The following is a 24,428-nucleotide window of genomic DNA, read 5'->3' as shown; positions in this document are numbered from 1 at the left end:
CCGTTCGCCACTGATCCACCCCGAAGGGCTTCACCGTTCGACTTGCATGTGTTAAGCACGCCGCCAGCGTTCGTCCTGAGCCAGGATCAAACTCTCCGTGAATGTCTCACGCAAGAGCGGCACAGCAACCACCGGAATAGGCGGTCCCGTGCACTGCGTCCTCGCTATAAATGTAAAACTGTTTCCCAAAGGAACCTCGACCACCCACAGAATTGCAGGCGGACGGGGTATCAACATTTGGCGTTGACTTTTGGCACGCTGTTGAGTTCTCAAGGTACGGACGCTTCCTTCGAGCGGCTTTCACACCGGCCCTCCGGGCGCTTCCTTCGTTTTCCAGCTTAGCAGATTCGTTTCGGCCGGTCGAACCAGTCGAATTCCGTTTCCAGCTGCACTGGCGGCGAATTTCCCCGCCGTTGTCAGAAAGCTTATCAGGCTTTCTGACCCGCTTTCGCGGCCCGCATCCCCGTCACAGCGCGAACAGCATCGACTCGGCATTTCTGCCAGATTCCCTGCTGGATTTCGACTGCCCTCGGGGGCGAGGTGTCAGAGACTACTCACCTGCCATGCGACTTGTCCAATCGCAGGCAACTGCTTGAACCTACCCGGCCTCGGCAGGCCCGTCAACGGCTTTGCTGGGGGGAGTTTCCAGCTGCTCCAGCTCGATGCCCGGGGCCGCAAGCAGGACGTCGCCGGCCAGGTGGACGATGCTCTCCTCGCCCGTGCCCAGGTCGGCGACGCGGTAGCGCTCGACCAGGAGCGGGCCGCTGTCGGTGGCGTGGGTGTCGGTGGCCTCAAGGGTCCAGCCCTGGTCGATGGTGTGCGGTGCCAGCACCGGATCGGTGAAGTGCACCAGGCGCAGCCGGGTCGCGCCGCCGGGCTGGAGCCGCAGCAGGCGGGCCGTGGCGACGAGGAAGGCCGGGGAGCGGCCCATGAAGGCGTGGGCGCGCTCGGTGCCCTCGCGGGCGTGCTCGCCGATGGGGTCGTCCTGGTGGCTGCGGACCCAGCTGAGGCCGTCCAGCAGGCCGCCGCGGATCTGCCAGCCCCGGTGCCGGAGCTCCAGCCGGAGCGGGCGGCTGTGCAGGTCGAGGGTGAGGTCGATCGAGCCCTCGGGCTCGCCCGAGGCGGAGAAGGTCTGCGCTGTGTAGCGCCAGCCGGAGGGGCCGCGGGCGCAGCTGAAGCGTTCCTCGCCGAGAGGGGTGTCGTCGTGCGTGTCGTGGAAGGAGTAGCGGCCGCTGGGCATGGTCCGACTCTATGGGTGGACAGCGGTGTGGCCGGCCTCCCGGGGTCGGGAGGCCGGCCACACCAACGCTCACTGGAGACTACTCACAGCGCTACCGCTGTCAGTGCCGCCGCCGGATCAGTAGCGGTACTGCTCCGGCTTGTACGGGCCCTCGACCGGGACGCCGATGTAGGCGGCCTGCTCGTCCGTCAGAACGGTGAGCTTGACGCCCAGGGCGTCCAGGTGGAGGCGGGCGACCTTCTCGTCCAGGTGCTTGGGCAGCACGTAGACGCCGACCGGGTACTCCTCGGTCTTGGTGAAGAGCTCGATCTGCGCGATGGTCTGGTTCGCGAAGGAGTTGGACATCACGAACGACGGGTGACCGGTCGCGTTGCCCAGGTTCAGCAGGCGGCCCTCGGACAGCATGATGATGGTGTGGCCGTCCGCGAAGCGCCACTCGTGGACCTGCGGCTTGACCTCGGTCCGGACGATGCCCGGCAGCTTGGAGAGGCCGGCGATGTCGATCTCGTTGTCGAAGTGGCCGATGTTGCCGACGATGGCCTGGTGCTTCATCTTCTCCATCTGGCTGGCAAGGATGATGTCCTTGTTGCCGGTGGTGGTGATGAAGATGTCGGCGATGCCGACGACGTCGTCCAGGGTGGTGACCTGGTAGCCGTCCATCGCCGCCTGCAGGGCGCAGATCGGGTCGACCTCGGTGACGATGACGCGGGCGCCCTGGCCGCGGAGCGACTCGGCGCAGCCCTTGCCGACGTCGCCGTAGCCGCAGACCACGGCGACCTTGCCGCCGATGAGGACGTCGGTGGCGCGGTTGATGCCGTCGATCAGCGAGTGGCGGCAGCCGTACTTGTTGTCGAACTTCGACTTGGTGACGGCGTCGTTGACGTTGATGGCCGGGAACAGCAGGCTGCCGTCGCGGAACATCTCGTACAGGCGGTGCACGCCGGTGGTGGTCTCCTCGGTGACGCCCTTGATCGCGGCGGCGGCCTCGGTCCACTTGCGCGGGGACTCCTTGAGCGTGCGGTTGAGCACCTCCAGGACGATCCGGAACTCGTCGTTGTCAGCGGTCGAGGGGTCCGGTGCGGCGCCGGCCTTCTCGAACTCGACGCCCTTGTGGATCAGCATCGTGGCGTCGCCGCCGTCGTCGAGGATCATGTTGGGGCCGACCTCGCCGGGCCAGGTGAGCGCCTGCTCGGTGCACCACCAGTAGTCCTCCAGCGTCTCGCCCTTCCAGGCGAAGACCGGGACGCCCTGCGGGTTCTCGGGGGTGCCCTCGGGGCCGACCGCGATCGCGGCGGCGGCGTGGTCCTGGGTGGAGAAGATGTTGCAGGAACACCAGCGGACGTCGGCACCCAGCGCGGTGAGCGTCTCGATGAGCACGGCGGTCTGGATGGTCATGTGGAGCGAGCCGGTGATGCGGGCGCCGGCCAGCGGCTGCGAGGCCGCGTACTCCTTGCGGATGGACATCAGGCCGGGCATCTCGTGCTCGGCCAGCTGGATCTCCTTGCGCCCGAAGGCGGCCAGGGAGAGGTCGGCAACCTTGAAGTCACCGGTGGGAGTTGCGGACATGCTTGGTCTCCATCGCTATCGCTACGAGGCGCCGGCTGCGCCGGCCCGGGCAGTGTGGACCGCAGGCACGACGAACAGCGCCGACGTCGCGCGGATGCGCGGGCCTGCGGGGTCGTACCTGGTGCGGCCCAGTGCGTCGGAGGCCCTCTCTCCCTCGGCTGGCCCGGAGCACGTCCTCCCTCGCGGGACGACCTGCCCGAACTCACCGACCGCCATCAGCAGCGACGTCTGGCTCTGTGACGAATCTACACCGACCCGCCGACGCGCTGCCCGCGGGACTGCAGGATTCGGCCTCGGGGGTGTGTGATGGATTCGAGAGGACAGGCGTACATTCCGATACGCACGGTCGAATCTTCGTCCTGGGGCGCGTCCTGGGGACGCGGCGGATGGGGTGGAGTGGATGTCGGTGCCTTGGAGCGGCAGCGGGCTGCCGCCTGCGGCCGCTGAGCGCATGGCCGAGGTCAGGGCGAGCGGAACCTGGACCTCGGCATTGTCGACCGGGGAGTTCGCGGCGATCCGTTCGGTCGGGTTCGAGCCGGTCGGGCAGGTGATGGGGTCGGCGGTCTACCACGTCGGCCGGAGCGGCCGCTACTGGGGCTATCACGACTGCCTCTTCCCCGGAGCCGGCTACGGCTTCAGCTACGGCAATGTGGGCAACGCGCCGATCGCGGTGTCCGGGCAGGGGTCGCCGGCTGCGGCGCTGGTGGCCGTCTTCAACAACGCACGGCAGAGCGCGCTGCAGCGGATGACGGCGGAGTGCCTGGCGCTGGGCGGCGACGGGGTGGTGTCGGCGGCCCTCACCATGGCCCCGTTCGCGGCCCAGCCGAACTGCCTGGAGTTCAAGGTGATCGGGACGGCGGTACGGGCGCAGGGGCCGGTGCGGCCGAAGCACCCGTTCACCTCGCACCTGGACGGGCAGGGCTTCGGCAAACTGGTCGCCTCCGGGTGGGTGCCGGTCGAGCTGCTGGTGGGGATGTCGATCGGAGTGCGCCACGACGACTACCGCACCCAGTCGCAGAGCTATTCCTGGCGCAATATCGAGGTGACCGGGTGGAGCGACCTGATCCACGAGGTGCGCTCCGACGCCCGCCGGCAGTTGCAGCTCCAGGGCTCCCGGCAGGGCGGCGACGCGGTCATCATGGCCAGCAGCGATCTGCGGGTCTGGCGCGAGTCCTGCCTGCGCGCCCGCAACCGCAGCAACTCCGAGCAGGAGGACCATGTCGCCGAGTCGACGATGGTGGGCACCACCATCGCCAGGTTCAAGGCCCGGCGCGAGCCTCCCCGGACGCTCTCGGTGATGCCTCTGGGCGACCGCGGCGAGTTGCTGAAGCGGCGGCTGGCCGCCGTCGCGTCCAGCCCCTACGGGGACCGGGCGCAGTACCAGCGGCTGGTGCAGGAACTGAACGAGACGGGTGGCTAGCGCCTCCGGGCCACCGGCCGGCCGAACCCACTGGAACCAAACCGACTGTCCGACCGACTGTCCGAACTGCTTGGTGTGACGAGGGGTAGCGAGATGACGAACACGGAGCCGAACGCCCAGGGTGTTCCGGCAGATGCGATGCGGCGGCTGGCCGAGCTGGAGCCGGGCAAGCCCGGTTCGATCTTCACCAGTGACCTGTCGGTGAACGAGTTCCTGCTGGTGCGGGAGGCCGGCTTCAAGCCGATCGGCCTGGTGCTGGGCAGCTCGATCTACCACGTGGGCATCCAGATCGGCCGCTGGGGCAAGAACCAGGAACTGGAGACGCTCAGTCAGGCCATGTACCACGCCCGCGAGTTGGCCATGACCCGGATGGAGGCCGAGGCCGCGGCACTGGGTGCGGACGGGATCGTCGGGGTGCGGCTCACGGTCGAGGCGCGCGAGTTCGGCAACGACGTGGCCGAGTTCATCGCGATCGGCACCGCCGTGAAGGCGGACAACCCGCCCCCCGGCGGTGGCAGCTGGCGGAACAACAAGGGCCAGCCCTTCACCTCGGACCTGTCCGGCCAGGACTTCTGGACCCTGATCCGGGCCGGCTACGCACCGCTGGGCATGGTGATGGGCACCTGCGTCTACCACATCGCCCACCAGAAGATGGGCGCGGTCTTCTCCAACCTCGGCAAGAACGTGGAGATCGAGCAGTTCACCCAGGCCCTCTACGACGCCCGCGAGCTGGCCATGGCGCGGATGCAGGCGGAGGCGGAGGCGCTGCACGCCGAGGGCGTCGTCGGTGTGCAGCTGAACGCGCACAACCACCGCTGGGGCGGTCACACCACCGAGTTCTTCTCCATCGGCACGGCGGTGCGCCCGCTGCGGGCCGACCACGAGATCGAGCGGCCGACGATGGTGCTGAGCCTCGACGGGTGAGAAGCTTCCAAGGTCCGGTTGGTGTTGACGCAGGGATGGACGACGCAGGGGATGGACGATGAGTGAGCAGGACCCGTTGCCCGCGCGGCCGGAGGACCTGAACGGCACCGTCGAGGGCGCGGACGGTGCCGTCGACGGCGTGGCCGAGGCTCCGGAGGCGTCGATCGACATGCTGGCGGCCGCGTTGCGCCAGGATTCGGCGGACCTGGACATCTATGTCAGGGTGCTGACCGATTCGCTGGCCGACGCGCTGCCGCCCGGGTCGGTGGCCTTCGAGCGCAAGCGGTCGGTCGGGGACCGGCTGGCCGGCCGGGAGGGCAGAGTCGAGAAGCTCGAGGTCTCGCTGGACGACCGGCGGCTGATCCTCACACTCGCGCACGGACGCCCCCAGGGCGAGGTCGCCACCGTGGTGCGCGGGGTCGTGCTGTCCCGCAAGCCGGTGGCCCTGGACGAGTGGGCCACCGCGCTGGCGACTGCGGTCTCGCTGCGGGCGCGCTCAGACGCCCGGGCCCGGGCCGCACTGCAGAAGCTGGTGCTCGGGGGCTGACCCCGGCGGCTCGTCCGAGGGGTTCAGCGAGGGGGTTCAGCAAGGGGTTCGACCCGGCATCACTCGTCCGAGTGGTATTCGCCCCGGGTTCCGGTCTTTTCCGCCGGAACCCGGGGCGTCTGTCGGTCCCCGGGTGTACTTATTGGGTCAGCGAGACCGTGGCACGGAACACCGTGCTGCGGGCTCCGGCGGATGCCCCGGTGACGAGCAGGTCGGTACCTCGGCCGTGGGCGGGAATGAACGCGGATTCACCGCGACGAAGAGTGAGTGAGCCGCCGTCCGCGTCGGTGAGGACCGCGGTCCCCTCGGTGCAGAGCAGGATCTGCGGAGTCCTCGTGGGAATGCGGTGGCTGTCGGCGTCGGCCGGGTCCAGCAGGTAGCGGGAGAGCCGGAACTCGTCGATGGGCGTCGGGTAGAGCTCCTCGCCGTCCGAGTCGGGGACCGGGACGGGGCGCAGCACGCCGGGGTCGGTGCTGCGGAAGTGAACGATACGGAGCAGTTCGGGGACGTCCACGTGCTTGGGCGTCAGCCCGCAGCGGAGCACATTGTCCGAGTTGGCCATGAGTTCGACGCCGATGCCGCTGAGGTAGGCGTGCGGGATCCCGGCGCCGAGGTAGAGCGCCTCGCCCGGCTGCAGCCGGACGTGGTTGAGGAGCAGCGCCGCGATGGCCCCGGGGTCGTCCGGGAACGCACGGCCGAGGGCGGCGTAGGAAGCCAGGGCGGAGTGGATCTCCGCGGACAGGTCGCCGGGCCGGTCCGCGGCGGCGCGCTCCAGGGCGGCGGCGGTGTCGGCCACGGTTTCGCGGACCCTGGCCGGGTCGGTGGTGAGGACGAGGGTCAGCGCCTCGCGGAGGGCCTCCTCCTCGGGCTTGGAGCGCAGGAGCTCGACCAGTGGCGCGAGTGCGGGTACGGCCAGGCTCTCCAGGAGCCGGGCGGTCTCGTCCGGTGCGCGGAATCCGCAGAGCCCTTCGAACGCGCCGGCGTCGGCGTCGTCGAGGGCGCAGATGAGTTCGGGCTTGTGGTTGGCGTCCTTGTAGTTGCGGTAGGGGGCGTCGATGGGCACGCCGCGGCGCTCCTCGTCGGCGAACCCGGCCTTGGCCTGCTCCAGGTCCGGGTGCACCTGGAGCGAGAGCGGCTCGCCCGCGGCCAGGACCTTGAACAGGAAGGGAAGGGTGGGGCCGAAGCGCTCCACGACCGCTGAGCCGAGCTCGCCCTCGGGGTCGGCGGCGATGACGGCGTCCAGGGTCTGCGGACCGCGCTCCCGGGCGACGGTGGAGGGCGCGCCGGGGTGGGCGCCCATCCACAGCTCGGCCTGCGGCTCGCCGGTGGCCGGGGTGCCGAGCAGGGCCGGCAGGGCGGTACGGGAACCCCAGGCGTAGGGACGGATGGTGTTGCTGAGGCGGTCCACGGTGAGATTCCTGATTCTGGCGGTCAATGAGAGGAGGTTCCGGTGGTCGGCCGTTCCACGGGAGTTCTGTCCATGAGAGTTCTGTCCATGGGAGTTCTAGGTGTCGGCCGGTGCCGCTCCGGCGGCGACGTCGGCGGCGCCGGAGGAGGCGAGACCGAGGTAGGCGGCGGCGAAGTCGGTCAGGGCGACGAGTTCCGCGATCGCTTCCAGGTCGTCGGAGTGCGCGCTGACCAGCTCGCCGACGGCGATCTGATGGTCCGTGGCAAGGCGTCGCGCCCGGGCCAGGATCCGACGCGAGGACGGCGGCCGGGACGGGCCGCGGTCGACCTGCTGGTCGGCCCGTTCGTCGACGGCCCGGTCAGAGCGGTGATCCGAGCGGTGGTCGGGTTGCGGGTCGAGGTACTGGTCGGGGTGCTGCTCCGGCTCCGGCGAGCGGTGCAACAGCAGCACCTTGAGCCTGAGCTCGGCCCCGTCCTCGGTCCGGTCCCGGAAGAAGTCGTCCTCGTCGGGATCGGGCGCGAGGTGTCCGGCCAGCAGGCCGTACTGGGTGCTCAGGGCCTCGGGCAGGCTTGCCGGGACGGCCGGGCGACCCGCCAGGTCGGCCAGCACGGCGGCGAACCTCAGGGCCACCGCTCCGGTGCAGGGGCCGTCGCTCCACAGCAGCGGCAGCACCCCGTCGAGCTGCACCGCGAGGGTCTTGGCCGGGTTGCCATAGGTCTCCGCGCCGGGCCGGCAGCGCACCGCGACCTCGTCGAGCCGGTCGGCCGCGGCCTGCACCGAGCCGGGCCCGGCATCGACCACTCCGACCAGGTCGGTGAGGGCGAGGGCCGGGGCGAGCAGACCCCAGAGCGACGAGGGGAGCTCCCGGGGCAGGTCACCCTCCCGGAACGCGGTGCGGTGGCCCGGTGCCCCGGTCGGGGGCACGAAGGGCAGTGGCAGGCCCCGGGTCTGCAGCGCCGCCTCGGAGAGCGGGCTGTCCGCCGGGGCGACGACGACGTTGGAGCAGCCGCGGGCATAGCCCTGCTCCAGCAGGGAGACCAGGCCGGGCTCGGTCCCGGTGCCGGACAGCGCGAGCAGCAGATCGGACGGTCCTGCCCAACCGGGCAGGTTCCACACCAGGGCGGAGGTGAAGGCGATGGCGGAGCCTGCGGGGTCGTCCGCGGTGCTCGGGCGGAGCACGGTGACCGGACAGCTGCCGTTGCCGAGGGCGGCCAGCAGTTCCCCGGCCAGGGCGGCGGTGCCGTGGCCGGCGACGAAGACCGCCCGGGGCCGCCCTTCGGGGTTGAGCCGGTCGAGGCCGGCCTCCCCGGCCAAGCGGACCGCGGTGCGCACGGTGGCCCCGGCGGAGGCCAGATCGAGCAGGACCTCGGTGTCGTCGGCACGCGCCAACTCGTCGGGGTTGTCGAGCACCCATTCCTCGATCATGCGTTGGCCTCCCGGGCGGGGACGGTGGCGGCGGTCAGGCCGAGCGCCGGGCCTCGTCGATGAGCAGCACCGGGATGCCGTCGCGTACGGGGTAGGCCAGGCCGCAGTCGGCGGAGGTGCAGATGAGTTCCTGCTCCGACTCGCGCAGCGGGGCGTGGCACTGCGGGCAGGCGAAGATCTCCAGCAGGGCGGGGTCGATGCTCATGGCCGGTGCGCTCCGAGAGGGGACGGGACGGATGGGGACAGGGGCGGCGTTCCGCCCCTGATGGCTACCGTACCGCCGCCGCCCGGCAGGCCGGGACGGCAGGGGCACGGCGGCGGTACGGGACACAGCAGTTCGGCGCGGGCCGGGCCGGCCGGCCCGGAAAGACCGGTAGACCCGGCCGGACCGACGGACCGACGGACCGACGGACCGACGGACCGACGGACCGACGGACCGACGGACCGTCAGCCGCGGACGATGGCGAGCACGTCGTCGCGGACCTTCGCCATGGTCGCCTCGTCGCGGGCCTCGACATTGAGCCGGAGCAGCGGCTCGGTGTTGGAGGCACGGAGGTTGAACCACCAGTCCCCGGCGGTGACGGTCATACCGTCGAGCTCGTCGAAGGTCACCCCCGGGGTCGCGGCGTAGGCCTCGCGGACGGCGGCGCTGCTCGCGGCCTGGTCCGCGACGGTGCTGTTGATCTCGCCGGAGGCGGCGTAGCGGTCGTACTCGGCCACCAGCTCGGACAGGGTGCCCTGCTGGGTGCCGAGGGCGGCCAGCACGTGCATGGCGGCCAGCATGCCGGTGTCGGCGCGCCAGAAGTCGCGGAAGTAGTAGTGCGCGGAGTGCTCGCCGCCGAAGACGGCGCCGGTGCGGGCCATCTCCTGCTTGATGAAGGAGTGTCCGACGCGGGTGCGGACGACCTTGCCGCCGTGCTCGCGGACGACCTCGGGGACGCTCCAGGAGGTGATCAGATTGTGGATGATCGTCGGCTGCTCCTCACCGTCCGCCTTGGCCCGGGCCAGTTCGCGCACGGCGACCAGGGCGGTGATGGCGGAGGGCGAGACCGGCTCGCCGCGCTCGTCGACGACGAAGCAGCGGTCGGCGTCGCCGTCGAAGGCGAGACCGATGTCGGCGCCCACCTCGCGGACCTTGGCCTGCAGATCGACCAGGTTCTTCGGGTCCAGCGGGTTGGCCTCGTGGTTGGGGAAGGTGCCGTCGAGCTCGAAGTACATCGGCACGATCTCCAGCGGCAGGCCGCCGAGCACGGTGGGCACGGTGTGGCCGCCCATGCCGTTGCCCGCGTCCACGGCGACCTTCAAGGGGCGGATGCCGCTGAGGTCGACCAGCCCGTTCAGGTGGTCGGCGTAGGGCTGCAGCTCGTCCTGCTGGGTGATGGTCCCGGTAGCGGCGTCCGAGGCGGGGACGGTGACAGTGTCGTCCTCGGCGGTCCAGGACTCGACCAGTTCGCGGATATCCACCAGGCCGGTGTCCTCACCGACCGGGGAGGCGCCGGCCCGGCACATCTTGATGCCGTTGTACTGGGCCGGGTTGTGGCTCGCGGTGAACATGGCGCCGGGCAGGTCGAGCTTGCCGCTGGCGAAGTAGAGCTGGTCGGTGGAGCAGAGACCGATCTCGACCACGTCGGCGCCCTGGGCCGCGGCCCCCTCGGCGAAGGCCCGGGACAGCCCCGGGGAGGAGGGGCGCATGTCGTGTCCGGTGACGATCGCGTCCGCACCGGTGACGAGTACGAAAGCGGCACCGAAGGCGCGGGCGAGCGGCACGTCCCACTGGTCGGGGACGACGCCGCGCACGTCGTACGCCTTCACGATCTGCTTCAGGTCACGCACTCGGGATCTCCGCCATTCTGGTCTGCGGTCACAGGTCTGCGGTCACAGCTGGTAGGGGGAGATTACCCGGTGCATGTTAAGGACGGGCTGTGAGCAGGCTACTGCTGCGGGTCGGGCGACCGCAGCACCCGGAGGTGGCCCCGTCGGCCGACCTCGGTGGGGTCGGCCGGGCTGCCGCCGTCCTGACGGCGCACCGGTGGCTTGGCCGCCTCACGGACCGCGTTGGCCAGGGCTTCGAGATCGTCGCCGCTGGGCCGGATCGGGCCGGAGTCGACGGTGAGCCGTACCACCTCCCAACCACGGGGGGCGGTGAGCCGCTCGGAGTGCTCGGCGCAGAGGTCGTAGCAGTGCGGTTCGGCGTAGGTCGCGAGCGGGCCGAGGACCGCGGTCGAGTCCGCGTAGACGTACGTCAGCGTCGCGACGGCGGGACGACCGCACGCGGTGCGCGAACAGCGACGTACAGGGCTCACGACGATGGACGGTACCTCACCGGGCGACCTGTCCGCGACGACTCGCCCCGTGTCGCCGCAATCCGGCGCCGCGTCGCCGGAGTTCAGCGGTCCTCGGAGCCTCTAAGCTGCCGGGATGGACAGACCAGCAGGCTCGGGCCGTCGCCCTCGCCGACGTGACCGGCACGGCCGCGGACTGCGCGGGCCGCTCGCGCCCCCGCAGGTGCCGCTGTCGCTCAGCCGCTCCGAGCTCTTCGACGACTACGTGCGCGAGTCCGTGGAGCGGCTGGAGCGACGCTGGCCGCAGTTGACCACGGTGGAGTTCGCCGTGCAGGACGTCCCGGCCCCGCTGCCCGGGGAGCCGGAGGCGGACCTGGAGAACGTCCGCGCCGAGGACGTGCCGCTGGGCCGGCTGATCCCGGCCGGCCAGGGCCGGCCGGACCGGATCGTGGTGTTCCGGCGGCCGGTGGAGACCCGGGCCAAGGGACGCGACGAGCGCGCCGCGCTGGTCCACGAGATCGTCGTGGAGCAGGTCGCCGAGCTGCTCGGGATGGACCCCGACGCGGTCGACCCCGCCCCGGACGGCGACTGACCCGGTCCCACCCGACCCCCGCCCCGACGCCCCGAGCTGTCAGCGCGTCAGGATCGAGTTGTCCTGCAGGGCGTGCGGGATCTGCACGGTGCTGCGGTCGTCGACCATCTGCTGGATGGTGAACGCCGGGACCGAGCCGCTCTTACGAGTGATCATGCGCGCCGCGTAGACGCTGCCGCCGGACACCGGTTCGACCGTCACCGCGTACGTTCCGTTGCCCGGCGCCTTGGGGGTCACCGCCACGGTGGCCCCGGCCGGGATGGAGACGCTGGTGCTGGTCGGGGTGGAGCCGGAGCCGACCGTACCGACCTTCACCACGGCCGCCGTGTCGGTGGCCGTGAGCAGCAGCGTGGTGTCGCTGCCGGTGCTGCCGGCTGCCGTGGCCCGCTGGCCGATCGAACCGCTGCCGGCCAGGTAGCCGGTGTCGGTCCCGCTCTTGCCGCCGCGGACCACCTGGATCCCGGCGACCACCGGGGTGGCCTGCTTGGGGTCGGTGGGGGTGAGCCGCAGCGCCGCCGGCTGGCCGCGGGTGATGTTCCCGAGGTCGACCGTGGTCACCATCCCTGCCTTGACGTGCACGGTCTCATGCCCGGCCGGCGTGATCCAGCCGGTCTGCGAGGCGAGTTGCACCTTCAGGTCGGCGTCGTCCGTCCCCGGGGCGGCCACCACCAGGGTGGCGTCGCTGAGGTCGCCCGGCAGCCCGGAGACGACCTGGGTACCCGCCGCGGTGGTGGCTGGGATCCAGTCGGCGCCCTTGGAGCCGCTGTCGGCGTGCAGGGCGGCGGCCACCCGGCCGCTGCGGACCAGCACGTGCACCGCCAGCGAGCTGTTCTCGTTGCCCGGGCCGATCAGGGTGGACAGCAGCAGTGAGGCGGTGCCGCCGGCCGGCACATTGATGTTGGCGGCCGTGGTGTTGTCCACCTCGCCGTTGGGGCCGAGGATCTGGATGTCCACGTCGGCCGCGGTCGCCTCGGCGTTGCTGAGCTCCAGGTAGTCGGTGCTGCCCTTGTCCGTGTCCGCCCCGGAGAACCAGAACTCGGTGCCGGGGGCGGTGCAGCCGGTGCCCGAGAGCGTCGTGCCGATGCCGCTGGTGATCTGCTGGACCGTGAAGCCGGGCGCGGTGCTGCCGTCGGACTCGGCCAGCAGCGCCGGGGCCTTGTCACCGCCGACCGCCTTGGCCGTGGTGCTGCCACCGGCCGCGGTCTGCTTGACGAGCGCCTTGGAGCCGTTCCCGCCGGCGGTGAGGCTGCCGAGCGAGGCACCGCTGGCAGTGCTGGAGGCGGAGGCGCTGCTGCCGGAACCGCTCGCGGCCGCCGAACCGGCGCCGGCGAGCCCGCCCGGCACGGCGAGGCTGTAGCCGGTGCTGCCGCTCCCGCCCTGCAGCGGTGGCGGGCAGATGAGCGTGCTGTGCTGAACCGCCGTCAGCACGGTGGCCCCGGTGACCGCTGCCTGCCCGGTCGGCGGATGCACTTCGGCGATGCCGACGGCGAGGGCCAGCACACCGACGGCGGCGAGCAGGGACTGGGTGGTACGGCTGATCATCACTCAGCTCCCGGCTTCGTCGTTCGGGTGGCGGACCGGCTGCTGCGCCTGCAGCCACGGGTCGTCCGGCGGCAGCGAGCCGTAGGCGCCGGCCGGCGCGTCGTGCGCGGCCCCGGCCTGGTTGGGCACCGCCGCCGGAGCCGCGCCGCCGTTCCAGTCGTAGCCGTGCGGGGGCGCGGGCTGCTGGGCGTACTGGGGGTCGGCGTACTGCTGCGGATCGGCGTACTGCTGCGGCTGCACCGGGTAGCCCTGCTCGTCGTAGTACGGCTGCGGCGGCTGCTCCGGATAGGGCGGGTACGGCTGCCCCTGGTAGGCCGGGTCCTGGTAGCCGGGGCCCTGGTACGCCGGGTCCTGGTAGCCGGCGTCCGGATAGCCCTGCGCCGCGTAGCCGGGGTCCTGGTACGCCGGGTCTCCGTACGCCGGGTCCTGGTACTGCTGCCCGGGGTAGGCCGCGTACACCGGCTGGTCCGGGACGGGCTGCTGGTACGGGGACGGCTCGGCGGCGGGCTGCTGCTGGAAGGCGGCCGCCTCCGCGAAGGCCGGAGCCCCCGCCGGAGCCGCCGCGGCCGGAGCCTCCGCCGGTTCCCCGGCCCGGCCGTCCGTACCGGCGTCCGCGCCCGGGTCCTCGGCCGCCAGGCGGCGGGCCCGGCGGGAACCGGGCAGCGGCGGCTCGGCCGCCGCCTGCTGGTCCACGTCGCCCTCGTCCGGCAGGTCGTCGTCGTTGTGGTCGCGCCGCCCGGGAAGGGCCAGCACCAGCACCACCAGGGCGAGGAAGCCCTGCCCGGCGATCCAGGCCAGGTGCACCGGGCTCTCGTGGTAGCTGACCGCGAGCCGGCCGCCGGCCGCCGGCAGTTGGAAGCCCTGCGCCCAGCCGTCCACGGTGACCGCCGTCAGCGCCTTGCCGTCCACGGTGGCCCGCCAGGCGGGGTCGGCCGCGTCGGCGATCCGCAGCACCCGGCCCTCGGCCCCGGCCGGGATGGTCGCGTCGACCGCGACGGCACCCGCGGGGACGGCGGTGTCCGCGGCCCCGGGCGTCTGGATGACGGCCCTGGACACATTGGCGGTGATCCGCCAGATGCTGGCGTCCTGCTGCTGGTTCACCCGGGTCAGTCCCGCGGTGGCGTTCAGGGTGTCGTTGACCTTGGTGCTGACCGGTGCCTGCACCAGCACGTACTGGATGGCGTACCCGGCCAGCGCGTCGGCCTGGTCACCGCCAGCCCCGGCGACCAGGTTGGCCACCAGCGCGTTGAGGTTGCTGGAGGGTCCGGCCGCGATGGTGGTCTCGGCGCTGCCGACGGTGGGCCCGGCACCGCGCGCCAGCGAGTAGCTGACGACCCCTCCGTTATTGCTGGTGCTGAGCACCAGGGTGCGGATCTGGTCGACGGTGTCGGCCTGCTCGGCGATGAAGGCCGGGACCAGTTGGCCGTTGCCGCGGTGCAGCGGGCCGCCGGCGCCGTTGAGCAGCCACCACCCGGCGGCGGCGACGGGGGCCAGCCCGGCGGTGACCAGCACCAGCGCGGCGACCGGCTGGCGCCAGCCGAAGTCGATGCCGGCGACCCGGGCGCGGGCGCCGTCGGCGCCGATGGCGGCGGCGGACAGCAGCGCGATCCCGGCGATCAGGGTGGCGGGTCCGGCCCAGGCGGAGACGGCCTGCGCCCCCGGTCCCGGAACGACCTTGGTGGTGCCGACCAGGACCGCGCCGAGGATGGCGACCGAGGCGGCGCCCCAGGCGACCGCCACCGCACGGCGGCGGTCGGCGCGCAGCAGCGCGGCGAGGGCGGCCAGCACGATGCCGACGACCAGGATGCCGGGCACTGCGCCGCTGCCTCCGGGGTCGAGCAGCAGCAGTCCGGTGGGCGTCGCGGTGGCACCGACGGCGCCGGGGATGCCGGCCTCCAGCAGCAGCCGGGCCGGGTGCGTCAGCAGCCCCAGCGACCAGGGCGCGAGCACCAGCAGCGGGGTGCCGACGATGGCGAGGCAGCGCGGGCCGAGACTGCGCAGCACGTCCGGGCCCTGTCCGAAGGCGCCGCCGCGCAGGAACGCGGCGAGCAGCGCGCCGAGGGCCAGCAGCAGGCCCAGCAGCCAGGCCAGCGGCACGAAGGCGGTGGTGAGGGTGAGCAGCAGGGCGGCGACCCAGGCGCTGCGCCAGCCGGGGCGTCCGCCCTTGGCCGCGGTCTCGCTGCGGATGCCGAGGCCCACGGCGATCGCCGCGGCGCGGGCCAGCGGCGGCAGCAGCATGGCCAGCACCGCGGTGCCGAGCCGGCCCTGCGCCAGCGCGCCGGTCGCGGCGGGCAGCAGCGCGTAGCCGGCGCTGGCCCAGGCCCGGACCAGCCGGGAGTCGATCAGCGGCCGGGAGACCAGGTAGGCGGAGACCCCGGACAGCGGCACGGAGAGCAGCAGCAGCAGGGTGACCGCGAGCCCGGGGTTGCCCAGGGTGATCGTCCCCAGCGCGGCCAGCACGCCGAGGTACGGGGGTGCCCCGCCGGACGAACCGACGCCGGTGGCCTGCCAGGAGGCGGCGTACTGCCGCCACAGCTCCATGGCGCCGCCGGGGGTGGGCAGCAGCGCGCCCCCGTAGAGGGTGCCGCTGCCGAGCAGGCCGCGGCAGGCGATCAGGGTGAGCACCAGCAGTCCGGCGAAGAGCACCGGGGCCGGCTTGCGGGCGATCCGCTTGATCCTGGCGAACTGCTCGATCTCCAGGAAGTCCGAGTCGTCGTCGACCGGGCCCGACTCGACCGAGCCGTGCCGGCTGGACTGGGCCTCGTTGCCGGTCTTCCCGGCGAACTCGGCGACCAGGTTCTCCACCGCGGCCCGGGTGGTCGCGCCGGGCGCGGGGAACAGGCTGCGGTCGTCGAGCGCGTCCGGTCTGCGGGTCCTCCCCCGGCGGACCCGGCCGCCGAGGATCCGGCCGAAGCGCAGCAGCACCTGGGCCAGCCCGGCGAACTCGTCCACGGCCTGGCCGGGGGTCTTGCCGAGCAGGTAGCCGAGGGCCCGCAGCACGGTGCTGAGGGTGATCCGCAGCAGCAGGTACGGCAGCAGCGCGGTACGGGAGTTGACCAGCAGGGTGTAGACCGCGCCGGACTTGTCGACCCGGTGCGGGCGGTCCGAGCGGGCGCAGTCGACCGGGCGGCGCTCGCGGCTGGCCGCCTCGGCGTGCCGCAGCACGGCGTCGGGGGCGACCACGGTGCGGTGGCCCGCGGCGGCGACCCGCCAGCAGAGGTCGACGTCGTCGCGCATCAGCGGCAGCACCGGGTCGAAGCCGCCCAGTTCCTCGAAGACGTCGCGGCGGATCAGCATGCCGGCGCTGGAGACCGAGAGCACCGGACGGACCTGGTCGCGCTGACCCTGGTCCTGCTCGCGCCGGTCCAGGCCGGTCCAACGGCGCCCGCTGCGGGCGATGCTGACGCCGACCTCCAGCAGTTGCCTGCGGTCGTACCAGCTGCGCAGCTTGGGGCCGACCACGGCGGCGCTGGGGGTGGTCTCGGCCACCTGCAGCAGCTTCAGCAGGGCGTCGGGGCGGGGTTCGCAGTCGTCGTGGAGCAGCCACAGCCATTCCACCGGTTCGACCGAGGTGCCCGCGCCGAACTGCTCGTCGGCGAGCTCGTCGTGGTGTCCCAGCGGGTCGCCGAACTGGTCGTGCGCGGCGCCGCCGACCGGGTCGTAGCCGCTGGCGGAGATGGCGTAGGGCAGGTCGTGGGGGCGCAGCGGCGAGGTGGCGCGCACGGTCTCGTTGACGGCGGTGCCGAAGCCGGTGCGGCGTCCGAACTGGTGCACGGCGTCCGGGCCGAGGGCGTCGGACAGCAGTTGCAGCGACTGGTCGGCGGAGCCGGTGTCGGCCGCGAGGACGCGCTGGACCTGGCGCTCCTGGCCGAGCAGCCCGTTCAGGGCCTGCGGCAGCCAGCGGGCGCCGTCGTGGCTGACCAGGACGGCGGTGACCAGGTGCCTCGGGTAGGCGGGGGGCCGCTGGGGAGCGGGTTGGCCGTAGGGACTCGTCGCTGTGGCAGTCATCGCGGTGGGTGGCCCCGGTTCGCTGAGTGGCTGAGTGCTGGATGAGCGCCCCACACTAACGGTTGCGACTGAGGGCGTTGAGTGCCGGTGTGGAAATAGCAGCGGCAGGGGTTCCGGATGTGCTCCCGGGCCGGGCCCGGTACCCGGTCATCGCTGCGGACGCGTCAGAGCCCCGCCGACCTGGGTGGACCCGGGATGGTCGGCGGGGCTCTGCGGAGGTTCGAATCAGACCACGGCCTTCTTGAGGCGGCGCCGCTCCCGTTCGGAGAGGCCGCCCCAGATACCGAAGCGCTCGTCGTTGGCCAGCGCGTACTCCAGGCATTCGGAACGGACCTCGCAGGCGAGGCACACCTTCTTTGCCTCCCTGGTCGATCCCCCCTTCTCCGGGAAGAACGACTCAGGATCGGTCTGGGCGCACAAGGCGCGTTCCTGCCAGCCAAGCTCTTCCTCGCCGGCGTCCTCGTCGGCGATCATCAACTCAAAGAGCTCGCTCATCAGCGCGCCTCCTGCCCCTCTTCAGCGTGCGTCCCCGTGGTGCGGTCGTTGCCTTTGCGACTGAACGACACGAGTGAAATTACAAGTGCGCAACTCTGGCCCAGTCAAGCCATGCTCTGGTATTGGGCCCGGGATTCACTCCCTGGAACCAAGCCGCCACCATAAGTGTGCATAACCGGGCAAACCGGATGAGCCGTCATTCGCGTCCCATGCAACCCCACGGAGGGGAGGACGAGGACTGCGAAGAACCCGGTTGCACAGCAGCCCCAGGAGGCAGTGCCGAAACACGGGCGTTGAGCGCGTCGTTCCCGGCGATCTTGACCGGCAAACCCGAGAGGTGATTTATCCCCCGATCGGGTGATGTCAGCCACTGTCCGGAGGGTCAGGTTTGACAGCGGGTAGGAGAAAAGGATGTGCTGTCGGCTATGTCAGAGCAGCGCGTCCACTCCGAGAGCCTCGTCACCGAGCTCCGCCGTGCCGCCAGTGCGCTCTGTTGCCGCTGTAGCTAGGGCCTGACCTCCGGTCGGGCCCTGTGGTCGTTCCCGGTGCCGAACCTCCCGGTCGCCGCGTGCGGCCCCTTAGGGAAGCACCCACCCCCAGCCGCAGCGCCAGCAAGGACATCACCCCATGTCTTCGTTCCCACCCCCGGTGCCGGGTTCCGGCACGGTTTCGCCCTGGGCCGACGGGCTCAGCGACGTCAGCATCGCCGGCGACCCGCTCGCCTGGCCGCACCTCGCGCCCGCACCGCTGCCCCACCCCGTCAGCGTCGGCGACTTCGCCGCCCTGGCCCGACGGGTCGCCGCCGACCGCGACCGCTGGCGCCCGCTGGTCCGCTACGACGCGCTGACCCGCTGGTACGCGCGGCTGGAGACCGGGGCCGGGTACGAGGTGTGGCTGCTCAGCTGGCTGCCCGGGCAGGGCAGCGGGCGGCACGACCACGGCCGTTCGTCCGGGGTGCTCACGGTCCTGGAAGGCGAACTGACGGAGCGTTCGCTCACCGGCGCCGGGCAGTCCGAACGGCTGCTCGCCGAGGGCGCGCAGCGGGTGTTCGCCCCCGGCTACCTGCACGAGATGGTCAACACCTCGCTGGAGCCGGCCGTGAGCCTGCACGTCTACTTCCCCGGACTCACCGAGATGACCCCGTACGGATCGGGCTGGGGACGGCAGCAGCAGGCACAGCCGCAGGCGCCGACCCAGGCACAGCCGCACGCGCAGCAAGCGGTGGCCGAGGCGCTGCCGGAGCACTGACCGCCCCGACCGCACCGACCCGGTCCGCCGTCCGGGCGAGCAGCCGCAGGGCGGTGCCCGCGAGCACCACGCACAGGGCGCCGGCGTAGGCCGGCTGCTGCATCCCGCGGCCCAGCACGATCATCACCTCGGCCGCCGCCGGCAGGGCCAGCCACTCCCAGCCGCCGTCCAGCGCGACCAGACCCACCACCAGCAGCCCGTACCAGGGGTAGCCCGGAGCCGCCAGGAACAGTGCCGTGCCGGTGACCGTGAGCGCCCCGCGCCACGGCCGGGCCGGGTCGCCGTAGCGCAGCACCAGCAGCACGGCCACCAGCAGCACCGCCGCGACCAGGGCGGGGAGCTCCCGCTGCGGCAGTCCCAGCAGGGTGAGCAGGCCGAACCGGGTGCCCTGGTCGTAGCCCTCCTCCTGGAGGTAGCCGGGCAGGTAGCCGAGCACGGCCGGGCCGGAGAGCAGCACGTAGGGCAGGTAGCAGAGCAGGAAGGTCAGCGTGGCGACGGCGGGCACCACCACGTCGCGCCAGGCCGGGCGTCGGCGCAGCACCCCGGCCAGCGCGCCGGGGAGGACCAGGGCCGGGATGAGCTTGGTCGCCACGGCTGCGCCGAGCAGCGCCCCGGCCCCGGTTCTCCGGCCCTGGGCCGCCCCGGCGAGTCCGCAGACCACCAGCAGCACCCCCAGGGTGTCCACATGGGCGTCGTTGACCGCCCACATCGCCACCCCGGGGCACCAGCCCCAGAGCGCCGCCCGGTGCAGCGGCGCCCGGTTCCGGCGCAGCACCAGCAGCAGCGCGGCCGTGGTGGTCACCGCCAGCGCCGCTCCGCCGACCTGTGCGGTGCGCACCCCGTGGCCGCCGGTGAGCCGGCCGGCCTCGTACAGGCCGAGGAACCAGACCTCGGCGACCGGCGGGTAGATGGTGTGCACGGTCGGCCGGTTCAGGTGGGTGCAGACCGACCCGGCCTGGTGCAGGTCCCAGCCCTGGCAGGAGCCGGTGACCGGGAACAGCGCGGGATCGGCGGCACGGAGCGGGGCCAGCGCCGGATCGGTCGGCGCATAGGTGTACGGCGAGATCCCGGCCGCCTGGACATGGCCGTCCCAGAGGTAGCGGTAGGCGTCGTCGCTGGTCCGGGGTGGTGCGAGCAGTCCGGTGAGGGCGACGGCGGCGGAGCCGGCCAGCACCAGCGCGGCGGTGTGCCGCAGCGGGACCCGGCGCAGCAGCAGCACCGCGAGCGCGAACAGCAGGCCGTCGGCGACGTACAGGTGGTGCAGCGGGCCGAGCTGCCAGAGGGTGGCGCCGCTGGTGAAGGTCCTGGCGAGGCAGGCGGTCAGGGCGGCCAGGGTGGCGGCGCAGAGCAGGGTCCATACCGTCCCGGCGCGCCGGGAGTCGCGGAAGCTACGAGGGCCGCGGCGGCTTCGGGGGCCGGAACTCATAGCCGCTCCAGGGCGAGGAAGCTGCGGCCGCCGGCGGTCCAGGAGTCGGCGAGGTCGAACCGGCCGACCGCCTCGCGCAGGGTCGCGGCGGCGCCCAGCCTGGCCCAGCGGAAGGTCGGCCCGCGGCGGCCCGAGGCGTCCTCGACCGCCACCGTGACCCGTTCCTCCAACTCCTCCGACTCGACCTCGACCAGCAGGTGGCCGCAGGGTCCGAGCAGGTCGGCGGCGCGGGCCAGCAGCGCACCGGGGTCGCCGCCGATGCCGACGTTGCCGTCGGCGAGCAGGGCGGTGCCCCAGCGGCCCTCCCCCGGCAGCGGGTCGAACACCGAGCGGCACAGCGCGCTTCCGCCGAGGCCCCGGGTGCGGGCGACGGCGGCGCGGGTGATGTCGACGCCCAGCGCGGGCAGCCCGTGCGCCTGGAGTTCGGCGACCAGGCGGCCGGGGCCGCAGCCCAGGTCGATGGCGGGCAGGCCCCGGTGCAGGCAGCGGCGCAGCAGGGTCCGATCGGCGGCGTCCGGGGCGGCGCACCAGCGCGCCACGTCCAGGGGGTAGCGGTGCCCGTCGGTGCGCCGCAGCCAGAGCGGGCCGCGGCCGCGGCGGATCGCCTCGGCGAAGGGGTCCGCCGCCCAGGGTGTGGGCGTGGGCGTGGGGGCGGGGTGCAGGGCAGGGGTGACGGTCGGGATCGGGGTGTGGATCTGGCTCGGAGCGGCGGCGGTGGTCGTCGGGGTCACCGGGTCGTACCCCCAGGGGCGGGCGTCGTGGACAGGGCGGATGCGGACACAGCGGACGAAGAGAATGCGGGCGAGGAGAGAGCTGACGCAGACACGGCGGAGCGGGGAACGGCGGGCGGGAGCAGAGCGGCCCGGGACGGGACCGTCCGGGACGGGACCGTCGGGGACAGCCCGCGCCAGGTCTCGGCGAAGCGGGTGTCCGGGGCGAGTCCGGCGACCTCCGCGGCCTCAGCGACGGTGTCGACGTCGGTCAGCGGCGGCAGCGTGGCGACGCGCAGGCCCTCGGCCGCGAGCCGTCCGCGCAGCACCGCTCCGGTGGTCCCGGTGGACATCGGGACGCCGACCAGCAGCCGGCGGGCAAGTTCGGCGTCGGGGCGGGCCAGCCCCAGGGCCCAGAAGCCGCCGTCGACCGCCGGGCCGAACCAGGCGTCGACCCCGGTCCTGGCCGGTGCGGAGAGTGCCTCGGCCAGGGTCCGGGCGCTCAGCTGCGGGGTGTCCATGCCGACCAGCAGGGCCGGCGTCCGGTCACCTGACGCACCGTCGGCCACCGCTGCGAAGGCCTGCGCCAGCCGTACGTCCAGGCCGCCGCCGGCCTGCGGGAAGACCTCCCAGCCCGGGGGGAGCCAGCGTCCCGGCGCACCCTCCAGGACCAGGATCCGCCGGCCGGCCGGGACCCGGCCGAGGGTCTCCAGGGTGTCCGCGAGGGCGGCCTCGGCCAGGGCGGCGGCCTGCTCGGGCGTGCAGGCCGGGGTGAGCCTGGTCTTCACCCGGCCCGGGACCGGCGACTTGGCCAGCACCAGCAACGTCGGCGCCGGGGCCGCCAGCAGGGCGCCCATGTCGTGGACCGCCTGCCGGGTGCCGCGCAGGGTGCCGGTGACCTTGGAGCGGCCCGCCCTGGGACGGTAGGCCACCTCCCGCTCGGCGATCCGCATGCCAGCGGCCGCGGCCCCGAGGACCATCTCCAGCGGGTAGCCGGACCGCCGGTCGCCCAGTCCCAGGTCCAGCAGCCGTCGCCGGCGGGCGACCCGCATCGGCCCGAGGTCGTGCAGCGGCGCGCCGGTGCGGGCCCGCAGCCGCCGCGCCAGTTCGGCGTTGGCGAGCCGGGCGTGCAGCGGCCACGCCCCGCGCGCGGTGGGGCGGCGGCGCCCCAGCACCAGGTCCGCCGTACCGTCGCGGACCGGATCGAGCAGCGACGGCAGTTCGGCCGGGTCCAGCGAGGCGTCGCAGTCGCAGAAGCAGACGTACTCCGCCGTGGCGGCGAGCAGCCCGGCGTGGCAGGCGGCGCCGAAGCCGCGCCGGGGCTCGTGGACCACCAGGGCGCCGAGACTGCGCGCGAGTTCCGCGGAACCGTCACTCGAACCGTTGTCCACGACGATCGCCCGGAATCCCGGCGGCATCCGGTCGAGGACCCAGGGAAGGGCCTCCGCCTCGTCGAGGCAGGGCAGCACGACATCTACCCGAGGGGCGGCTGCCTGGAGGGGCTGATGAGGATTGGTCATGGCGCTCACGGTATGAGCGACAAGGGGGACAAATGCCTCAATGGATCCTTACGGAAGTCCTACGCCGTCCGTCCGAACCCGGTCGGCACGGCCCGGAGCCTTCTACCCTCGACCTGTGTCCCCTTCCCGCATTCTGGTTGTCGACGACGACCCCACCGTCGCCGAGGTCGTCACCCGCTATCTGCACCACGCCGGCTACTCGGTCGAGCGCGCTGCCGACGGTGTGGCCGCCCTGGCGCAGGCCACCGCCGGCAGGCCCGATCTGGTCGTGCTGGATCTGATGCTGCCCGAGATGGACGGCCTGGAGGTCTGCCGACGGCTGCGCGCCGACCCCGGCGCCCGCGGGGTGCCGATCGTCATGCTGACCGCCAAGGGGGACGAGCAGGACCGGATCAGCGGACTGGAGCTGGGCGCGGACGACTACGTCACCAAGCCCTTCTCGCCGCGCGAGCTGGTGCTGCGGATCCAGTCGGTGCTGCGGCGCAGCGCGGCGTCCTCGGCGTCCGGGACGGCCGGAACGCCCGGCACCGCGGAGGCGGCCGAGCCGACTGCTCCGGTGCAGGCCGGGGACCTGGTGCTGGACCCGTCCGCGCGGCGGGCGCACCGGGCCGGGCGGGAGCTGACGCTGACGCTGCGGGAGTTCGACCTGCTGGCCTTCCTGGTGCAGCACCCCGGCACCGCCTTCGGACGCGAGGAGCTGATGAACAAGGTGTGGGGGTGGGACTTCGGCGACATGTCGACGGTGACGGTCCATGTGCGCAGGCTCAGGGAGAAGGTCGAGGACGATCCGGCCGCCCCGCAGCTGATCACCACGGTGTGGGGCGTGGGCTACCGCTTCGACCCGGTCGTGGAGGCTGCGGCATGAACGACTACGTGACGATGGCCTGTTACGCCGCGCTCGGCGCCGCCTCGGCCGGGCTGCTGGGCTGGCCCGCCGTGGTGCTGCTGCGCCGGCGGTCACTGGCGCTGTCGCTGTTCACCGTCGCCCTGGTGACCGCGGCCTCGCTGACCGCGAGCACCGTGGCGGTCGCCCAGGCCATGCTGCTGGACAAGCACGACTACGTCGTGGTGACGATCATCCTGGGCATGGGCTGCGTGGTCTCGCTGATCGTCGCGGCGTTCCTCAGCAGGCAGGTGGTCGCCGGCAGCCGGGCCCTCGCCCGCGCCGCCCGCACGGTCGGCAGCGACGAGGGCTTCACCGCCCCGGCCGCTCCGTTGAACTCCGAACTGTCGGCGCTGAGTTCGGAGTTGCAGGCGACCAGCGCGCGGCTGGCCGAGTCCCGGCAGCGCGAGCGGGCCCTGGAGCACTCGCGGCGCGAGCTGATCGCCTGGATCTCGCACGACCTGCGCACGCCGCTGGCCGGGCTCAGGGCCATGGCCGAGGCCCTGGAGGACGGGGTCGCCGACGACCCGGGCCGGTACCACGCGCGGATGCGGATCGACGTCGACCGGCTCACCGGGATGGTCGACGACCTGTTCGAGCTGTCGCGGATCCAGGCCGGGGCGCTGACCCTCAGCCTGTCCCGGGTGTCCGTCTACGACCTGGTGGGCGATGCCATCGCCGGGGCGTACCCGCTGGCGCAGGAGCGCGGGGTCCATCTGATCGGCGGCCATGTGGCGCCGGCGCCGGTGGAGGTGGACAGCCGGGAGATCACCCGGGTGCTGGGCAATCTGCTGATAAACGCCATCCGGTCGACCCCGGCCGACGGAACCGTCGCAGTGGCGGCCCGGCGGGACGAGCGGGAGGTCGTGGTGTCCGTCACCGACGGCTGCGGCGGCATCGACGAGCAGGACCTCGCCCGGGTCTTCGAGACCGGGTGGCGCAGCGGCAGCGCCCGGACGCCCCGTGCCCCGTGGGGCGGGACGGTGCAGGGCGGAGCCGTGCAGCACCACGGGGACACCGGCGCGGGGCTGGGGCTGGCGATCGTGCGCGGGATCGTGGAGGCGCACGCCGGCCGGGCCTCGGTGCACAACGTGATGGGCGGCTGCTGCTTCGAGATCGCCCTGCCGGCGGGCGGCTGAGATCCGGCTCGCCGACAGGGCCGTTCCGAGGGGCCCGGAGCAGGTCGGTCCTG

Annotated in this window: 19 protein-coding genes, 1 rRNA gene and 1 pseudogene; 7 read left to right on the top strand and 14 right to left on the bottom strand. The window is 72.8% G+C overall.

The genetic code is table 11. From position 1 onward, the window contains the following. The 3 genes from ABUW04_RS09065 to ahcY form a co-directional block, all read right to left on the bottom strand. Window positions 1–102, bottom strand: a 16S ribosomal RNA gene (locus tag ABUW04_RS09065); the annotation flags it as partial. 496 nt (window positions 103–598) lie between these two features. Then, complete coding sequence (locus ABUW04_RS09060; protein ID WP_380563899.1) at window positions 599–1,240, bottom strand: hypothetical protein; 642 nt, start codon at window positions 1,238–1,240, stop codon at window positions 599–601. Between the two features lie 117 nt (window positions 1,241–1,357). Then, window positions 1,358–2,806: an adenosylhomocysteinase gene (gene ahcY / locus ABUW04_RS09055; protein ID WP_030264019.1), complete on the bottom strand. Its 1,449-nt coding sequence runs from the start codon at window positions 2,804–2,806 to the stop codon at window positions 1,358–1,360. A 400-nt stretch (window positions 2,807–3,206) separates the two neighbouring features. On the opposite strand from ahcY, the gene ABUW04_RS09050 reads away from it, so the two are divergent. The 3 genes from ABUW04_RS09050 to ABUW04_RS09040 all read left to right on the top strand — a co-directional run bounded on the left by ABUW04_RS09050 (window position 3,207) and on the right by ABUW04_RS09040 (window position 5,697). Beyond that, window positions 3,207–4,226 carry a heavy metal-binding domain-containing protein gene (locus ABUW04_RS09050; protein ID WP_157624087.1) on the top strand — a complete coding sequence of 340 codons (1,020 nt, stop codon included), beginning with the start codon at window positions 3,207–3,209 and terminating at the stop codon, window positions 4,224–4,226. Between the two features lie 93 nt (window positions 4,227–4,319). Next, the gene (locus ABUW04_RS09045) at window positions 4,320–5,150 is read left to right on the top strand and encodes a heavy metal-binding domain-containing protein (RefSeq protein WP_030264025.1); all 831 of its coding nucleotides are present in this window, start codon (window positions 4,320–4,322) and stop codon (window positions 5,148–5,150) included. A 58-nt stretch (window positions 5,151–5,208) separates the two neighbouring features. Beyond that, a complete protein-coding gene (locus tag ABUW04_RS09040) occupies window positions 5,209–5,697 on the top strand; it encodes a hypothetical protein (RefSeq protein ID WP_380563897.1) in 489 nt (162 codons plus the stop codon). Between the two features lie 139 nt (window positions 5,698–5,836). Here ABUW04_RS09040 and manA read toward each other — a convergent pair whose 3' ends face one another. From manA to ABUW04_RS09015, 5 genes are all read right to left on the bottom strand, one after another. Then, window positions 5,837–7,105, bottom strand: a complete 1,269-nt coding sequence (gene manA, locus ABUW04_RS09035) for a mannose-6-phosphate isomerase, class I (protein WP_380563896.1) — start codon at window positions 7,103–7,105, stop codon at window positions 5,837–5,839. A 96-nt stretch (window positions 7,106–7,201) separates the two neighbouring features. Then, window positions 7,202–8,530, bottom strand: a complete 1,329-nt coding sequence (locus ABUW04_RS09030; protein WP_380563895.1) for an SIS domain-containing protein — start codon at window positions 8,528–8,530, stop codon at window positions 7,202–7,204. Between the two features lie 34 nt (window positions 8,531–8,564). Next, window positions 8,565–8,735, bottom strand: coding sequence for a Trm112 family protein (locus tag ABUW04_RS09025; protein WP_380563894.1), 171 nt, complete (start codon window positions 8,733–8,735; stop codon window positions 8,565–8,567). 242 nt (window positions 8,736–8,977) lie between these two features. After that, window positions 8,978–10,363 carry a phosphomannomutase/phosphoglucomutase gene (locus ABUW04_RS09020; RefSeq protein ID WP_380563892.1) on the bottom strand — a complete coding sequence of 462 codons (1,386 nt, stop codon included), beginning with the start codon at window positions 10,361–10,363 and terminating at the stop codon, window positions 8,978–8,980. 98 nt (window positions 10,364–10,461) lie between these two features. Continuing rightward, a complete protein-coding gene (locus ABUW04_RS09015) occupies window positions 10,462–10,833 on the bottom strand; it encodes a DUF3499 domain-containing protein (protein WP_030264038.1) in 372 nt (123 codons plus the stop codon). Window positions 10,834–10,948: 115 nt separating this feature from the next. Here ABUW04_RS09015 and ABUW04_RS09010 point away from each other — a divergent pair, with 115 nt between their 5' ends. Then, window positions 10,949–11,404, top strand: coding sequence for a metallopeptidase family protein (locus ABUW04_RS09010; protein WP_380563891.1), 456 nt, complete (start codon window positions 10,949–10,951; stop codon window positions 11,402–11,404). 39 nt (window positions 11,405–11,443) lie between these two features. Here ABUW04_RS09010 and ABUW04_RS09005 read toward each other — a convergent pair whose 3' ends face one another. The 3 genes from ABUW04_RS09005 to ABUW04_RS08995 form a co-directional block, all read right to left on the bottom strand. Further along, the gene (locus ABUW04_RS09005; RefSeq protein ID WP_051726439.1) at window positions 11,444–12,946 is read right to left on the bottom strand and encodes a DUF5719 family protein; all 1,503 of its coding nucleotides are present in this window, start codon (window positions 12,944–12,946) and stop codon (window positions 11,444–11,446) included. A 3-nt stretch (window positions 12,947–12,949) separates the two neighbouring features. After that, window positions 12,950–16,954 (bottom strand): glycosyltransferase family 2 protein, encoded by a 4,005-nt coding sequence (locus ABUW04_RS09000; RefSeq protein WP_380563890.1) that lies wholly within the window; start codon window positions 16,952–16,954, stop codon window positions 12,950–12,952. A 225-nt stretch (window positions 16,955–17,179) separates the two neighbouring features. Next, a complete protein-coding gene (locus tag ABUW04_RS08995; protein WP_030264048.1) occupies window positions 17,180–17,449 on the bottom strand; it encodes a WhiB family transcriptional regulator in 270 nt (89 codons plus the stop codon). 627 nt (window positions 17,450–18,076) lie between these two features. Here ABUW04_RS08995 and ABUW04_RS08990 point away from each other — a divergent pair. Beyond that, window positions 18,077–18,697, top strand: a complete 621-nt coding sequence (locus tag ABUW04_RS08990) for a cysteine dioxygenase (protein ID WP_380563889.1) — start codon at window positions 18,077–18,079, stop codon at window positions 18,695–18,697. A 1,422-nt stretch (window positions 18,698–20,119) separates the two neighbouring features. Here ABUW04_RS08990 and ABUW04_RS08985 read toward each other — a convergent pair. The 3 genes and pseudogenes from ABUW04_RS08985 to ABUW04_RS08975 all read right to left on the bottom strand — a co-directional run. Continuing rightward, window positions 20,120–20,854, bottom strand: a complete 735-nt coding sequence (locus ABUW04_RS08985) for an SAM-dependent methyltransferase (RefSeq protein ID WP_380563887.1) — start codon at window positions 20,852–20,854, stop codon at window positions 20,120–20,122. Then, window positions 20,851–21,621, bottom strand: a complete 771-nt coding sequence (locus tag ABUW04_RS08980) for a TIGR04282 family arsenosugar biosynthesis glycosyltransferase (RefSeq protein WP_380563922.1) — start codon at window positions 21,619–21,621, stop codon at window positions 20,851–20,853. Before ABUW04_RS08980 ends, ABUW04_RS08985 begins: the two co-directional genes overlap by 4 nt. A gap of 36 nt (window positions 21,622–21,657) precedes the next feature. Continuing rightward, a pseudogene (locus ABUW04_RS08975) lies at window positions 21,658–22,353 on the bottom strand (glycosyltransferase family 2 protein); the annotation flags it as partial. Between the two features lie 40 nt (window positions 22,354–22,393). Between ABUW04_RS08975 and ABUW04_RS08970 the strand changes: the two are divergent. Together ABUW04_RS08970 and ABUW04_RS08965 are read left to right on the top strand one after the other, a co-directional pair. Next, entirely contained in the window at window positions 22,394–23,218 is an 825-nt protein-coding gene (locus ABUW04_RS08970) for a response regulator transcription factor (protein WP_084715397.1), read from the top strand. Beyond that, window positions 23,215–24,375, top strand: coding sequence for a sensor histidine kinase (locus ABUW04_RS08965; RefSeq protein ID WP_380563885.1), 1,161 nt, complete (start codon window positions 23,215–23,217; stop codon window positions 24,373–24,375). The genes ABUW04_RS08970 and ABUW04_RS08965 overlap by 4 nt, the downstream gene beginning before the upstream one ends. Window positions 24,376–24,428: the final 53 nt, after the last annotated feature.

Origin of the sequence: Streptacidiphilus jeojiensis (genome assembly GCF_042510965.1) — a bacterium.
In the GTDB taxonomy this organism is placed as follows: domain Bacteria; phylum Actinomycetota; class Actinomycetes; order Streptomycetales; family Streptomycetaceae; genus Streptacidiphilus; species Streptacidiphilus jeojiensis.
Note: the sequence above shows the minus strand (reverse complement) of the source record. Positions and strands in the feature narration are given on the sequence as shown.

Bases quoted from the DNA above. Each gene is read 5' to 3' on its own strand.
- ABUW04_RS09060 (WP_380563899.1), bottom strand. From the start codon at position 1,240: ATGCCCAGCGGCCGCTACTCCTTCCACGACACGCACGACGACACCCCT.
- ahcY (WP_030264019.1), bottom strand. From the start codon at position 2,806: ATGTCCGCAACTCCCACCGGTGACTTCAAGGTTGCCGACCTCTCCCTG.
- ABUW04_RS09050 (WP_157624087.1), top strand. From the start codon at position 3,207: ATGTCGGTGCCTTGGAGCGGCAGCGGGCTGCCGCCTGCGGCCGCTGAG.
- ABUW04_RS09045 (WP_030264025.1), top strand. From the start codon at position 4,320: ATGACGAACACGGAGCCGAACGCCCAGGGTGTTCCGGCAGATGCGATG.
- ABUW04_RS09040 (WP_380563897.1), top strand. From the start codon at position 5,209: ATGAGTGAGCAGGACCCGTTGCCCGCGCGGCCGGAGGACCTGAACGGC.
- ABUW04_RS09030 (WP_380563895.1), bottom strand. From the start codon at position 8,530: ATGATCGAGGAATGGGTGCTCGACAACCCCGACGAGTTGGCGCGTGCC.
- ABUW04_RS09025 (WP_380563894.1), bottom strand. From the start codon at position 8,735: ATGAGCATCGACCCCGCCCTGCTGGAGATCTTCGCCTGCCCGCAGTGC.
- ABUW04_RS09010 (WP_380563891.1), top strand. From the start codon at position 10,949: ATGGACAGACCAGCAGGCTCGGGCCGTCGCCCTCGCCGACGTGACCGG.
- ABUW04_RS09005 (WP_051726439.1), bottom strand. From the start codon at position 12,946: ATGATCAGCCGTACCACCCAGTCCCTGCTCGCCGCCGTCGGTGTGCTG.
- ABUW04_RS09000 (WP_380563890.1), bottom strand. From the start codon at position 16,954: ATGACTGCCACAGCGACGAGTCCCTACGGCCAACCCGCTCCCCAGCGG.
- ABUW04_RS08995 (WP_030264048.1), bottom strand. From the start codon at position 17,449: ATGAGCGAGCTCTTTGAGTTGATGATCGCCGACGAGGACGCCGGCGAG.
- ABUW04_RS08990 (WP_380563889.1), top strand. From the start codon at position 18,077: ATGTCTTCGTTCCCACCCCCGGTGCCGGGTTCCGGCACGGTTTCGCCC.
- ABUW04_RS08970 (WP_084715397.1), top strand. From the start codon at position 22,394: ATGGATCCTTACGGAAGTCCTACGCCGTCCGTCCGAACCCGGTCGGCA.
- ABUW04_RS08965 (WP_380563885.1), top strand. From the start codon at position 23,215: ATGAACGACTACGTGACGATGGCCTGTTACGCCGCGCTCGGCGCCGCC.